Origin of the sequence: Oscillibacter sp., assembly GCF_032018205.1 — a bacterium.
GTDB lineage: Bacteria > Bacillota > Clostridia > Oscillospirales > Oscillospiraceae > Oscillibacter.
This window is the reverse complement of record NZ_DALZOY010000014.1, coordinates 35,654-48,631: the sequence shown is the minus strand read 5'-3', so window position 1 is coordinate 48,631 and position 12,978 is coordinate 35,654. Positions and strand designations below refer to the sequence as shown.

Sequence of the window (12,978 nt, the reverse complement as noted above, 5' to 3'; positions counted from 1 at the left end):
TTACAAACCCGCGAAAAGGCGCGTATCATGCGGCGTATATTATACAGGCGCGCGACTTCTAATAAGAAGCGTACCGCACATTAGAAACGGAGGAAACATCCATGAAAGACTATCCCCAGAGAGAACAGGCGCTGGCCCTGCTGCGCAAGTATAACGGCGAGCCTTTCCACATTCAGCACGGGCTGACGGTGGAGAGCGTGATGCGGTGGTACGCCGTTGAGCTGGGGCATGGCGAGGACGCGGATTTTTGGGCAACTGTTGGCCTTCTGCACGACGTGGACTTTGAAAAGTGGCCGGAGGAGCACTGCCTGAAAGCGCCGGAGCTGCTGAAGGAAATCGGCTGTGGCGACGAACTGATTCACGCGGTTTGCAGCCACGGCTATGGGATTTGCTGCGATGTGGAGCCTGTGGAAGAGATGGAAAAGGTTCTCTTCGCCGCCGACGAATTGACGGGCCTGATCGGCGCTGCGGCCCGGATGCGGCCCAGCAAAAGCTGTCAGGACATGGAGCTTGCCAGCCTGAAAAAGAAATACAAGGATAAAAAGTTTGCCGCCGGCTGCTCCCGGGACGTGATTCAAACCGGCGCGGAGCGTCTGGGCTGGGAACTGGACGAGCTTTTGGACAAGACGCTTGCGGCAATGCGCGCCTGCGAGGACGCTGTAACCGCCGAAATGGCGGCGCTGTAAGGCGTGCTTCCCAAAGAAGCGAAGAGTAAAAAACGAAGGCCCGGACATTTGTCCGGGCCTTCGGCTTTTCACGCGGAGATTATTCGCCCATGGGCGCGCCGCACTGGGGGCAGAACTTGCTGTCGGAGGAGGTCCCGCAGATGGGGCAAGCCTTGTTGGTGTTCTGGGCAGCTTCGGAAGCCTCTTCCTTCACAGGCTTGCTGGCTTCCAGATCAGCAATCTTTGCCTTGGAGGCGGACACCGCGTCCACCAAATCCTTCACCGCGGGAGGAATCTCACCACTGAATTCGCTGACATACCACTCGCCGATGGCGCGGAAGTTCTTGTCAATCTCCCGCTGCTCGCTGGCAATGGACATGTTGATTTTCGCCAACTCCGCGGCGTCCTTCGCCTTGTCGGCGGCGACAGCGGCAACGGCCTGCGCCTTTTTTCCAAGATCGTTCAAAAAGTCAAATGCCATGTTGAAAACCCCTTTCATTTCCCGCGCTTTCGCGCTGTATCCGTTGGAGTGCAGTCCTTAGACCAGGTTTCTTGAAGTTAGTATACATGGTCGGCAGATAAAACGCAACCGATTTTTCCAAAATTCACAGTTCGTTTTCAAGTGGATGCAGCTCCATGTAAGATCAGCCGGGCCAGAGTGTGCGTGTCACGTCTCCGGCTCAATCCAGCCCCGTGCCCGCTCCACGGCCCGGTCCCAGCGTTTTAGTTCCTCCCGGCAGACAGCCTCGTCCCGCACGGGCAGAAACACGTGCTGGCTGCGCCGCAGGGCGGAGAGCTGCTCAGGACTGGTCCACACGCCCGCAGCCAGTCCCGCCAGCGCCGCCGCGCCAAAGGCGGTGGTTTCCACCTGTACGGGCCGGTCCACCGGCAATCGGAGCGCGTCCGCCTGAAGCTGGAGCAGAAGGTCGCTGACGGACGCGCCGCCGTCTACTCTCAAGGAGGTGATGGGGCGGCCTGCGTCGTCGGCCATAGCGGTGATTAAATCGCAGACCTGGAACGCGATGGAATCCAGCACCGCGCGGCAGAGGTGGGCTTTCCCGGTACCCCGGGTAACGCCCAGAATGGTTCCCCGGGCGTACATGTCCCAATAAGGCGCGCCAAGGCCGGTGAACGCCGGGACCACCAAAACTCCGCCGCTGTCCGGTACGCTCTCCGCCAGCCGATCACATTCAGAAGCACTTTTAATCAGCCCCAGTTCGTCCCGCAGCCACTGGATGGTGCTGCCCGCGTTGAACACGCTGCCCTCCAGTGCGTAGCAGACCCTGCCGCCAAGGCTCCACGCCACGCTGCACACCAGCCCCGCGTTTGAAATCACCGGTGCGCCGCCCACATTCATCAGGGTGAAGCAGCCGGTGCCGTAGGTGTTTTTTACCTGTCCCGGCTGAAAGCAGCCTTGACCGAACAGGGCGGCGGGCTGATCACCCGCGCTGCCGCAGATGGGAATGCCCTCAAGGCCCTCCAGTCCGGGAATCCCCTCCGCCACCGTGCCGTATTGCTGCGAATTGCCCACCGGACGGGGCAGGAGATTCATGGGCACGTCCAACTCTCGGCACAGCTCCTCGTCCCACTCAAGCGTGTGGATGTTGAACAGCATGGTGCGGGAGGCGTTGGAGTAATCCGTCACATGGACCCGCCCGCCGGTGAGGTTCCAGATGAGCCAGGTGTCCACCGTGCCGCATAGAAGCTCACCTCGCTCTGCTCTTTTCCGGATACCGGTGAGGTTGTCCAGCATCCATTTGATTTTTGTGCCGGAAAAATACGCGTCAATTAAAAGACCGGTTTTTTCCGCCACTGTTTTGCCAAGGCCCCGGGCTTTCAGCTCATCGCAAAGGCCCGCCGTGCGGCGGCACTGCCAGACGATGGCGTTATAGACCGGTTTGCCGGTCTTCTTGTCCCAGAGGATGGTGGTTTCCCGCTGATTGGTGACGCCGATAGCGGCAATGGCCTTGGGGTCGATGTGGGCGGCGTCCACCGCCTCTTGCAGCGCCCGCTTTTCCGTTTCCCAGATGTCACGGGGGTCGTGCTCCACCCAACCGGGCTGGGGATAAATCTGGCGGAAGGGATGCTGGGCGCGGGAGACAATTTCCCCCGCCCGGTTAAACAGAATCGCCCGGGAACTGGTGGTGCCCTGATCGAGCGCAACGACAAAGGGTTCCATGGCAAAACCTCCTGTGGAAATTTTACGCGCCGTGTGCTATGATGCCTGTATGAGAGGCATTATAGCACAGAGGGGAGCGCGTTGCCATGGTAAAGCAGGAATTTACCGTTCTTTCTCGCGATGGAAAAACCGAACTGCATGCGGTGGAGTGGCTGCCGGAGGGAAGGCCACGGGCGGTGCTGCAAATCGCCCATGGGGTTTCGGAATATGTCCTGCGCTATGAGGAGCTTGCGGCGTATCTGACGGAGCGGGGATTTGCCGTGGTGGGAAACGATCATTTGGGGCACGGCGCGTCTGTTGCAAGCGGCGCGCCCCGGGTATATTTTGGCCCGGCGGGGAGCTGGGAGACGGTTGTGGACGATCTATATGCCCTCCGCTGCTTGGCGGGCCAAAAGTTTCCCGGTCTGCCCTATTTTCTGCTGGGGCATTCCATGGGGTCCTTTCTGGTCCGGACGTACCTGATCCGTTATCCCGGCACGGTGGACGGCGCGATTCTAATGGGCACGGGGCAGATGCCTAGGGTACTGACGGCGGCGGGTCGGGCAATTGCCGCTGTCGAATGCCGGAAAATCGGGGAGACGCGGTCCAGCCCCCTTGTTCAGAAATTGGCCTTCGGCACCTACAACAAGGCGTTCGCCCCTAACCGGACGGAGTTTGACTGGGTGTCCTCCGACGAGACGACGGTGAATTTTTATAAGGAGGACCCCCACTGCGGCGAAAATCCCAGCGTGGGGCTGTTTCGGGAGATGCTAGGGGGCATTGCGTTTATTACCAACCGGGCCAATTTGGAGAAAATGAACCTGAGCACACCGGTGCTGTTTGTCTCCGGGGAAGAAGACCCGGTGGGCGAGCGAGGACGGGGCGCACGGCGGGCATACCGCAGCTTTCAAAGAGCAGGCGTTCGGGATACGGAACTGAGGCTCTATCCCGGCGCGCGGCATGAGATTTTAAACGATGTTTGCAGGCGAGAGGTTTGCCGTGATCTGGCGGACTGGCTGCTGGCCCGGCTTCCCGCTGGGAGGGAGGCGTGAGCGCTACGCCTTTCCCCGCAGCGCCGCCACGCTGTGGGTGACGGAGAGAATGCGGAGGGTGCACACCGCGTCGGCTGTGAAGATCAGCAGTGCGAGAAAGGTAAGCGGGGGAGGAATACGGTCGATGATCGCCTCCAGCAGCGGATGAATCAGCAAAAGCGCCATGGAGGCCAGAGCGCCCCACGCAAGGGAGAACAGGATGCAAACCCGTCCCTGAAGGTTCCCCCGGACGTGGGAGTAGTCCCAGAATTTCACGCCCAGCATCGCCTCGCAGGCCCAGTGGTAGAGAAATTCCACTGCCGTGGCCGCCGCGGCCCCCGCCACCGGGAGCCACAAGCCCGCCCGCATGGATGCGGGCAGGGCCAGCACTGCCATGGCCCCCAGCCCGTACACCGGGCACAGGGGAAGAAACAGAAGGCACCGCCGGACAGGATGCGGATCTCCGGTGGTGCGGCGGGTGTAAACCCGCTCTAAAAAGCAGCCCACAAGGCTGTAAAAAATGAAGACCCAGAACCAATATGCCAAATGAAAACCCTCCGTCTGTTTTTTTCAGTTTGTCCGGGGGAGGGAAATTCATGCGGCGCTTTTAAGAAAAATAAAGGGCGAGGAGGAGCGGTATGGAAGAGTGGCAAAAGCTGCGGGGAGAGTGTCTGGAGTGCCGAAACTGCGGCCTTGCACAGACCCGCACCACCGTGGTGTTTGGCGACGGCTGCGAGACGGCGGAGGTGTTGCTGGTGGGCGAGGGACCGGGGCAGAACGAGGACGAGCAGGGCATTCCCTTTGTGGGGAAAGCGGGGCAGCTTCTGGACGATATGCTGGAGATCATCGGACTGGACCGGACGAAAGTCTATGTCGCCAACACGGTGAAATGCCGTCCGCCCCAGAACCGGGACCCTCTGAATGTGGAGATGGCGGCCTGCCGGGACTGGCTGAACCGGCAAATGGAGCTGCTGCATCCCAAAATTCTGGTGTGTCTTGGCCGTATTGCGGCCAAGGAATTGATTAAAGCTGATTTTCGCATCACTGCCGAGCATGGGCAGTGGTTTGTCCGGGACGGCGTGCAGATGACGGCGCTTTACCATCCCTCCGCCTTGCTCCGGGACCCGTCGAAAAGGCCGGAGACGTTTGAGGATTTAAAGGGCTTGCAGGCAAAAATCCGGGAGTTGTGTCCGGAAACAGACATTTGACCTTGGAGTGCGGTTTGCAGAGAGTTCAATAGTATCCATGAAATGCAAGCGGACTGATGGCGGAAAAATGAGCGCTATGTTCACTATTATGTGCAAAAAAAACCCGGCCCCGGCGAACGGTTTACGTTCGCCGGGGCCGAGTTTTTATGGAAATGTGGGCAAAACTCACTCCATGGAGATGATATAATAGTACACAGGCTGCCCGCCGGAAAGGATTGCCACCTCCGCGTCGGGACAGGCGGACTCAAACAGTTCTGCGGTTTTCCGGGCGTCTTCCTCGGATACGTCCTCTCCGAAATACACGGAGATGAAGGAGCTGCCTCGCTCCTGCGCGTCCTGCGCCAGCTTTTCCGTCAGCGCGGCAATAGACTTGTCAGTGCCGAACAGCCGCCCTTCCTCCAAAGCAAGAAAGTCGCCTTCCTTAATGTCGAACCCGTCAAAATCGGAGTCTCGGGCCGCATAGGTGATCTGGGCAGTGGTGACGGAGGAAAGGGCTTCGGACATGGCGGCGGTGAGGGCTTCGGCGTCCTGCGCCTCAAAGTCTACATTCATCATGGCGGTGACGCCCTGAGGAACGGTTTTGGTGGGGATGACCACCACGTTTTTCTCCGTCAGGGCGGCGCACTGCTGGGCGGCCATAATGATGTTGCCGTTGTTGGGCAGGATAAACACAGTTTCGGCGGGGATGGCGTTCACCCCGTCCAGAATGCTTTCGGTGGAGGGGTTCATGGTCTGCCCGCCGGACACAACGCCGTCGGCGCCCAAATCCCGGAACAAAGCTTCCAGCCCCGCCCCGGCGCACACCGCCAAGAAGCCGTATTTCTTCTCCGGCGGGGCGATGCCCCGGGGGGCCTCCTGCTCCGTCTGCGCTTCAAGCTCGGCTTCCACAGCGTCCAGATCGTCGGTGCTCTGGGCCTGCCGTCCGGCGGCCAGCGCGTCCGCCTGAGTGCGCATATTTTCGATTTTGGCCAGCTCCAGCGTGCCGTATTTCTGAGACTCCGTCAGCGCCGCGCCGGGAATGTTGGTGTGGACGTGGACCTTGAAGGCCTCGTCGTCCTCACCGATGACCAGACTGTCGCCGATGCTGTTCAGATAGGTCCGCAGGGGGTCCAAAGAAATGTTTGCCGAGGCCTTGCGCACGATATACACCGTGTCAAAGGCAAAGGTGATTTCATCGGAGGAAAGGCCGCCGAAATCTGCCTTCTCCTTCTCCGGTGCGCCGGCGTCGGACAGCTCGGGCATCGGCTCGCCCCGCAGTTCGGCAAGCATTCCGTCCAGAATGAGGAGGAAGCCCTTGCCGCCTGCGTCCACCACGCCGGCCTTTTTCAAAACCGGATTCATGTCGGTGGTCTGCGCCAGCGTTTCATAGCCTACGCGGATGGCGGAATCCAACATGGCTTCCAAATCCATCCCTTCCGCCGCCGCGTCCACCGCCCGCTTGGCGGTGAGCCGGGAGACGGTGAGCACCGTGCCCTCCGCGGGCTTCATCACCGCCTTGTAGGCGGCAGAAACACCCTCCTGCATGGCGGCGGCAAACGTGGCCGCATCGGCGTGCTCCCGGCCCTTCAGCCCCTTGGAAATTCCCCGGAACAAAAGAGAGAGAATTACGCCGGAGTTCCCGCGTGCGCCCCGCAGCAGGGCGGAGGCGGTGACGGAGGCGGCACGGTCAACGCTTTCCGGGTCGCACCGGCGCAGCTCGTCCACGGCGGCGGCAATGGTCATACTCATATTGGTTCCGGTGTCTCCGTCGGGGACGGGAAACACGTTCAAATCGTTAATCGCCTGCTTCTGGGCCGACACCGCGGCCGCTCCGTGCAGCACCATCCGCTTGAAAAGCGCGCCGCTGATTTGTTTGTTCATCTGTTTTGAGCCCTCCCTCGGTCACAGAGTCATGGAGTCGACGCACACATCGACCGCCTTGACCTCCACGCCGGTATTTTTGGTGACCATATACCGCACCTCGTTCATAATGGAGCTGCACACCGCGGGAAGATTCACGCCGTTTTCAACAATGATATGAAGCTCGATGGAGACGGTGCCGTCGTCATTGGCGGTGACGCTGACGCCCTTGCTCATGGCCTCCCGCCGCAGGAGATGGACCAGACCGTCCGTCATGGAGCGATAGGCCATGCCCTTCACGCCAAAGCAGTTGGTGGCGGCAATGCCGGTAATGTTGGAAAACACGGCGCTGCTGATGGTGACGGCGCCCTGTTCGGAATTCAATTGGATCATAAGCGCATTCTTCCTTTCCATAGGTCGGTCCCCCGGGGAACCCCGACCGAAAATGTGCCGTTTCGCATAGTCAGTTGGTTATTATATACGATTTTCCGCAAAAGCACAAGAGCAACCGGCACAGATTTCCCCGCTCATGGATATCGACAAGATGATTTACAGCCAGTGCGAGCTGCGGGGCGTACGCCACTACACGGTGTCGAGCATGCAGGCGGCTGCCAAAATCATCAACTCCGGACGTATGAACGACCAGTTTGAAAAGCGGATTTCCGCGGCATATCCCATGGATCGGTATGAGGAGGTATTGGAACAGGAACGCTTGCCTGCTTTTGGAATAAAACGGGCTGTGCCACGGTTAGAATACTGTAATTGTCGCTTCAAAGAGATTGCACGCTCGGTATACCCGCGTCCGACGCGCGGCTTCTTCTTTCTGAACGGACCCCGCTCCACCTCTTTTTCCGCCGCCGTTTTGGCGGCTCCGCGCGCCCCGCGGGAAAAAAGAGGAAAAGTACGGATTTCATATTGAAAAAATGCGCGCCTTGTCGTACAATTGTAAAATATAAAATTTAAGCGGCCTGTGGGCCGGGAGGGACAGGCGAGGACATGAAAAGGGGCGCGTTGTATGTGGCGGCATGTTATGCCGCTTGGGGAGTTTTGCCCCTTTTTTGGAAAACACTGGGAGCGGTGGACTCCGTATATGTGCTGTCGGCCCGGATTTTCTGGTCCATGGCCATGATGCTGCTTTTGCTGACAGTCCGGCGGGAGTGGGGCTGCGTCCGCGAGGTGCTCGGCAGGCGGAACGAGACGTTGCGTCTTGCCGGAGCCGGAGCACTGATTACGGTGAACTGGGGCCTTTATATCTGGGCAGTCAACAATGCCCACATTCTGGATGCCAGCCTTGCCTATTATATGATGCAGCCCCTGTCGGCTGTTTTGGGAACGGTGCTGTTCCGCGAGCGGCTGACGCGATTGCAGTGGTTTGCCACGGCGTTGGCGGCGACGGGCGTTGTGATCGCCTCGTTCCGCTTTGGCGTGTTTCCCTGGGTGGCGGTGGTGATCAGCGGGAGCTTCGCGCTGTACAGCGCGGTGAAAAAGACGGTGAAGACGGACGCCAATGCGGCCCTCTTTATTGAAACCGCCGCCGTGACGCCGCTGGCCCTTCTCTGGATTGCGGTGGCGGACGCCCGGGGCGCCGGGGCTATGGGGGTGCTCCACGGGGCGCAGTGGCTGTTGCTGCCTCTTGCCGGAGTGGTGACCACGATTCCGCTGATGCTGTTTGCCATTGGCATCCGAACCACGTCCTTATCCCTGTCCGGCGTACTGATGTATTTGAATCCCACGCTGCAGCTTTTGCTGGGTGTGCTGGCGTTTCACGAGGAATTTACTCTGACCCACGGGATTTTGTTTGGCTTCGTGTGGACGAGCCTTGCAATTTTCTTGATTTCCGACCATTTGAAACGGAAAAAAACGATGAAGGAGAGCGAACCATGCGAGTAATCACCGGCTCCGCACGGGGCAGACGGCTGAAAGAACTGGAGGGCATGGATACCCGCCCCACAACAGACCGGGTGAAGGAGGGCCTGTTCAGCGCCCTGCAATTTGAAATTGAGGGGCGCAGGGTTCTGGATCTGTTTGCCGGAACCGGCCAGCTTGGCATCGAAGCGCTGAGCCGCGGCGCGGCAAGCTGCGTCTTTGCGGACCGGCGGGCCGACGCGGTGAAGCTGATCCGGGAAAATCTGAAGGTCACGGACCTGACCGACCGGGCCAGAGTGGTGACGGGGGACTCTTTGGAGATTTTGTCGACCCTGAAGGAAAAGTTCGATTTGATTCTTCTGGACCCTCCTTATGAGGCGGGGCTGCTGGAGGAGGCACTGGAGCGCATTGTCAGGTTTGACATTTTGACGCCCCATGGTATAATTGCGGCGGAGGCTCCTGCTGAAAAAATTCTGCCGGAGCCAGCGGCCCCCTATCGGATGGGCCGCACCTACCGCTACGGAAGAATTGCCGTGACGCTTTTCCGCAGAGCGGGAGAGAGCGAGGAATCCGCCACATGAGAACAGCGATTTGCTCCGGCAGCTTCGACCCCATCACTCTGGGGCATTTGGATATTATCAGAAGGACGGCGGCCTGCTTTGACACGGTTTGGGTCTGCGTCAGTCCCAACGCGGCAAAGAAAAATCAGATGTTCTCTCCAGAGCAAAAGCTGCGGCTGGTGGAGGCGTCGATTGCAGAATACCCCAACGTGCATGCTGAGCTGTGGTCCGGCCTTCTGGCGGATTATGCAGTCCGCCACGACGCGGACATCATCGTTAGAGGTGTGCGCAACGGCACGGACTGGGACATGGAACGGGAGCTTGCCCGCATCAACGAGCATCTTCGTCCGGGGCTGGAGACGCTGCTTTTGCCCGCAGCGGCAAAATATGAACATTTCAGCTCGTCCATGGCCCGGGAGATGATTCGCTATGGACAGCCTCTGGAGGAGTATCTTCCTCCTGCGGCGGCCGAGCTGGTGCGGAAGATGAGAGAAGAGACGAACGAAGAGGGAGCGTGAAGCCGATGGCCAACAATACAAATGATGTGAGCCGCCTGATCGATATGCTCTACGAGCAGGTCGAAGACGCGAAATCCCCGGCGCTGAAGCCCAATATGAGCATGGTGGACCGGGATGAGCTGTTGGATTTGCTGGACGAGCTGCGCGCCCAGCTTCCCATCGAAATCAAGCGGGCACAGGAGCTGCTGGCCGCCCGGGACAAATTCGTGGAGGATGCGAAACGGGACGTGGAGCGCATGATGCGTCAGGCGGAGCTGGAGGTCAAGGCCAAGGTGTCCGACAGCGAGGTTCTTACCGCCGCCCGCCAAAAGGCGCAGACCATCGTCAACAACGCCGAAGAGCGGTCCAAGCGCCTTTATCAGGTGGCCAACGAATATGCCGAGGACGCGCTGGCACGCACGGAAGAAGCCATCTCCATGGCGCTGGACGAAGTGAAGCAGTCCCGCATCCGCTTCCGCAGCGTCTCTGCCAACAAGATGCAGGAGCAGCGCCGCCGCTTGGACAATCCCGACGAGGGGAAGGACGGCGATCCCCAGCAAGAAGAACCCTGAAAATTTGTGAGAAATCACAATAAGAACACATGGAATTTTACACCAATTCCCGTATCTGGTGTGTGAATCTTCAAAAAAAGTTCCCCAACACAACATATTGTGTTGGGGAACTTTTTTGCTTTATGTCAACAAATGCAACTCTTTGGAACATCTGTTTCAAAATACAGAAATTTCGACAAAAGTTGGCAAAAGAACCTGATTTCATCCACGCAGAGATTCCAAAAAACCTCTTGCAATTCCTTGGAAGTTTGATTATACTCAGAGATGCGAGTGGGGATAAGTGGTGATAATAGGTGATCAGTGGTGAATAGTTCACCTCAATCCCACAAAATGAAGGGGAGGGACCGCGCCGATGACGGGAACCAATCAGCACACAATCGACGCCAAGGGCCGTCTGGCCATCCCCGCCAAGCTGCGGGAGGAGCTGGGAGACGTGTTTTACGTCACCATCGGCCCCGATCCCTGCCTGACCATTTATTCCGACGAGAGCTGGGCGCGGCTGACCGAGAAATTCGAGACTCTGCCCTATTCCAAGGCCCGCGCCCTGCGCCCGCTGTTTTCCAACGCCGTCCGCTGCGAGCCGGACGGGCAGGGCCGCATCCTGATTCCGCAAAAGCTGCGGGAATATGCCCGCCTGAAGAAAGACGTGTCTGTCATCGGCGTAAGCTCCCGTGCGGAGATTTGGGACAGCGCCACCTGGCAGGAGCTGGAGAAGCAGGAGCTGGAAAGCGGCAACATGCTCTCCGCCATGGAAGAGTTGGATTTCTGATATGGAGTATTTGCATAAGCCCGTGCTGCTGAACGAGAGCATTGAGGCATTGAACATCCGTCCCGACGGAATCTACGTGGACGGGACCCTAGGCCGCGCCGGGCACTCAAAAGAGATTGCCCAAAGGCTGACAACCGGGCGGCTGATCTGCATTGACCGGGACGGGGCCGCCATTGACGCCGCGAAGGAGCGGCTGGCCCCTTGGCTGGACCGGGTGACGCTGGTCCGGGGCAATTTTTCCGAGCTTGCGGAGATCCTGAGAGACTGCGGCGTTTCCGCCGCGGACGGATTGCTGTTTGATCTGGGCGTGTCGTCTCCCCAACTGGACGACGCGGCCCGTGGGTTTTCTTACATGCACGATGCGCCGCTGGACATGCGGATGGACGTTTCCGCCCATCTCACCGCCCGCCGGGTGGTGAACGAGTGGAGCGAAGCCGAGCTGCGGCGCATTCTCTATGACTATGGCGAGGAGCGGTACGCGCCCGCCATCGCTCGGGCCATTGTCCGCGCAAGAGAGGACAGGCCCGTTGAGACAACGCTTGAGCTGGTGGAGCTGATTCGGTCCGCCATGCCAGCCAAGGCCCTTAGGGAAAAGCAGCACCCCGCCAAGCGGAGCTTTCAGGCCGTCCGCATCGCCGTCAACGGCGAGCTGGATGCACTGGAGCCCATGGCCGAGGCCGCCGCGGAGGCCCTTGCCCCCGGGGGAAGGGTGGCCGTAATTACGTTTCATTCTCTGGAAGACCGTATTATCAAGCGGGCCCTGCTGGCGCAGGCCCGGGGCTGCACCTGCCCGCCGGAGTTTCCGGTGTGCGTTTGCGGCAATAAGCCGAAGCTGAAGATTCTGACCCGCAAGCCCATTGTCCCGAGCGAGGAGGAGCTGGCGGAAAACCCCCGCGCCCGCAGCGCAAAGCTCCGTGTGGCGGAGAAATGCGGGCCGTGACGGCGCGGAATGCGAAAGGAGCGGACGGTATGAGGCCTAGATTTGAGGAGATTTATACCCAGGGAACTCTGACTCAAACAGAGATTTGGGTGGACCATGAGACGGGCGTACACTATTTGTTCCACCGCAACGGCAGCGCGGCGGGCTTAACGCCGCTGCTGGACCGGGACGGGAGCCCGGTGCTTGCGGAGAAGGAAGACTGAAGGGATGGGTTTCCCTAAAAACGCGCAAGGCGCGAGGTGTGTGAAGTACAAAGGATAGGAGGAATGGGCATGGCGGCTGCGGCGGCGCGGGATTTGCGCTATCCCCGGCGAGGGGCGACAAACGGAAATTTGGCGTATGATCTGGACTTTGAGCTGCGGGAGCGCCAGTTGTCCCACGCGGGGGAATTGCCCCGGCGGCGAGAGGAGTCTGCGCCTGCCCCGCGGGTGCGCTCTGCCACTTCGGTGCAGGTCCGGGAACGGCAGCACATTTCCTTTCTGGCGGTGCTGAGCTTTGGCGTCGTGGCGGCGCTGGCAGTGATGACGCTGCTGTGCTACGTGCAGCTTACAAGCCTGTCCAGCGATGTGGTGGCTTTGAACAAGGAACTGTCCCAGCTTCAGACCGAAAAGGTGATTCTCACCGCGCAATACGCCCAGATGTTCGATTTGGGCACGGTGAAAAAGGCGGCGGAGTCCGCCGGTATGGCCAAGCCCGGAAGCGGGCAGACCTATTATCTGGACCTGAGCGGCGGAGACAGCGCCGTGGTTTACAAGGAAAAAGAGGCGGGACTGCTGGAGCGGCTTGTGACCTCGCTGAACCACGGCGTTTACGCAGTGGTGGAATATTTCGACTAAGACGCAATACAGTGAACAGGGGGAGTAAGAAGGAGGA

17 protein-coding genes are annotated in these 12,978 nt (G+C 59.5%); 12 read left to right on the top strand and 5 right to left on the bottom strand.

Annotated features, from left to right (window positions below):
* The first annotated feature begins 101 nt into the window (after nt 1–101).
* Nucleotides 102–686 (top strand): hydrolase, encoded by a 585-nt coding sequence (locus RTU96_RS11405; RefSeq protein WP_312636742.1) that lies wholly within the window; start codon nt 102–104, stop codon nt 684–686.
* Between the two features lie 79 nt (nt 687–765).
* Here the strand turns inward: RTU96_RS11405 and RTU96_RS11400 are convergent, their stop codons facing one another.
* Nucleotides 766–1,146, bottom strand: a complete 381-nt coding sequence (locus RTU96_RS11400) for a zinc ribbon domain-containing protein (protein WP_312636741.1) — start codon at nt 1,144–1,146, stop codon at nt 766–768.
* Between the two features lie 186 nt (nt 1,147–1,332).
* Nucleotides 1,333–2,844, bottom strand: coding sequence for a glycerol kinase GlpK (glpK, locus tag RTU96_RS11395; protein ID WP_312636740.1), 1,512 nt, complete (start codon nt 2,842–2,844; stop codon nt 1,333–1,335).
* A gap of 86 nt (nt 2,845–2,930) precedes the next feature.
* Between glpK and RTU96_RS11390 the strand changes: the two genes are divergently transcribed.
* Nucleotides 2,931–3,875, top strand: a complete 945-nt coding sequence (locus RTU96_RS11390) for an alpha/beta hydrolase (protein ID WP_312636739.1) — start codon at nt 2,931–2,933, stop codon at nt 3,873–3,875.
* 3 nt (nt 3,876–3,878) lie between these two features.
* Here the strand turns inward: RTU96_RS11390 and RTU96_RS11385 are convergent, their stop codons facing one another.
* Nucleotides 3,879–4,400, bottom strand: a complete 522-nt coding sequence (locus tag RTU96_RS11385; RefSeq protein ID WP_312636738.1) for a putative ABC transporter permease — start codon at nt 4,398–4,400, stop codon at nt 3,879–3,881.
* 92 nt (nt 4,401–4,492) lie between these two features.
* Here RTU96_RS11385 and RTU96_RS11380 point away from each other — a divergent pair, with 92 nt between their 5' ends.
* The gene (locus RTU96_RS11380) at nt 4,493–5,062 is read left to right on the top strand and encodes a uracil-DNA glycosylase (protein WP_312636737.1); all 570 of its coding nucleotides are present in this window, start codon (nt 4,493–4,495) and stop codon (nt 5,060–5,062) included.
* A 165-nt stretch (nt 5,063–5,227) separates the two neighbouring features.
* Here RTU96_RS11380 and RTU96_RS11375 read toward each other — a convergent pair whose 3' ends face one another.
* Both RTU96_RS11375 and RTU96_RS11370 read right to left on the bottom strand, forming a co-directional pair.
* The gene (locus RTU96_RS11375) at nt 5,228–6,922 is read right to left on the bottom strand and encodes a DAK2 domain-containing protein (RefSeq protein WP_312636736.1); all 1,695 of its coding nucleotides are present in this window, start codon (nt 6,920–6,922) and stop codon (nt 5,228–5,230) included.
* Between the two features lie 21 nt (nt 6,923–6,943).
* Nucleotides 6,944–7,294, bottom strand: a complete 351-nt coding sequence (locus tag RTU96_RS11370) for an Asp23/Gls24 family envelope stress response protein (protein ID WP_293010544.1) — start codon at nt 7,292–7,294, stop codon at nt 6,944–6,946.
* Between the two features lie 136 nt (nt 7,295–7,430).
* Here RTU96_RS11370 and RTU96_RS11365 point away from each other — a divergent pair, with 136 nt between their 5' ends.
* From RTU96_RS11365 to RTU96_RS11325, 9 genes are all read left to right on the top strand, one after another.
* The gene (locus RTU96_RS11365; protein WP_312636735.1) at nt 7,431–7,820 is read left to right on the top strand and encodes a hypothetical protein; all 390 of its coding nucleotides are present in this window, start codon (nt 7,431–7,433) and stop codon (nt 7,818–7,820) included.
* Between the two features lie 77 nt (nt 7,821–7,897).
* Complete coding sequence (rarD, locus tag RTU96_RS11360; RefSeq protein WP_312636734.1) at nt 7,898–8,791, top strand: EamA family transporter RarD; 894 nt, start codon at nt 7,898–7,900, stop codon at nt 8,789–8,791.
* Entirely contained in the window at nt 8,782–9,348 is a 567-nt protein-coding gene (gene rsmD / locus RTU96_RS11355) for a 16S rRNA (guanine(966)-N(2))-methyltransferase RsmD (RefSeq protein ID WP_312636733.1), read from the top strand. Before rarD ends, rsmD begins: the two co-directional genes overlap by 10 nt.
* On the top strand, nt 9,345–9,845 hold the full coding sequence (gene coaD, locus RTU96_RS11350; RefSeq protein ID WP_293007432.1) for a pantetheine-phosphate adenylyltransferase: 501 nt from the start codon (nt 9,345–9,347) through the stop codon (nt 9,843–9,845). The genes rsmD and coaD overlap by 4 nt, the downstream gene beginning before the upstream one ends.
* A 5-nt stretch (nt 9,846–9,850) precedes the next feature.
* Nucleotides 9,851–10,396 carry a hypothetical protein gene (locus tag RTU96_RS11345; RefSeq protein WP_312636732.1) on the top strand — a complete coding sequence of 182 codons (546 nt, stop codon included), beginning with the start codon at nt 9,851–9,853 and terminating at the stop codon, nt 10,394–10,396.
* A 352-nt stretch (nt 10,397–10,748) separates the two neighbouring features.
* The gene (gene mraZ, locus RTU96_RS11340) at nt 10,749–11,165 is read left to right on the top strand and encodes a division/cell wall cluster transcriptional repressor MraZ (protein ID WP_312636731.1); all 417 of its coding nucleotides are present in this window, start codon (nt 10,749–10,751) and stop codon (nt 11,163–11,165) included.
* A gap of 1 nt (nt 11,166) precedes the next feature.
* Nucleotides 11,167–12,105 carry a 16S rRNA (cytosine(1402)-N(4))-methyltransferase RsmH gene (gene rsmH, locus RTU96_RS11335; RefSeq protein ID WP_312636730.1) on the top strand — a complete coding sequence of 313 codons (939 nt, stop codon included), beginning with the start codon at nt 11,167–11,169 and terminating at the stop codon, nt 12,103–12,105.
* A gap of 29 nt (nt 12,106–12,134) precedes the next feature.
* Entirely contained in the window at nt 12,135–12,308 is a 174-nt protein-coding gene (locus RTU96_RS11330; protein ID WP_293007440.1) for a DUF6440 family protein, read from the top strand.
* Nucleotides 12,309–12,377: 69 nt separating this feature from the next.
* Nucleotides 12,378–12,941, top strand: a complete 564-nt coding sequence (locus RTU96_RS11325; RefSeq protein ID WP_294856837.1) for a hypothetical protein — start codon at nt 12,378–12,380, stop codon at nt 12,939–12,941.
* Nucleotides 12,942–12,978 lie beyond the last annotated feature (37 nt).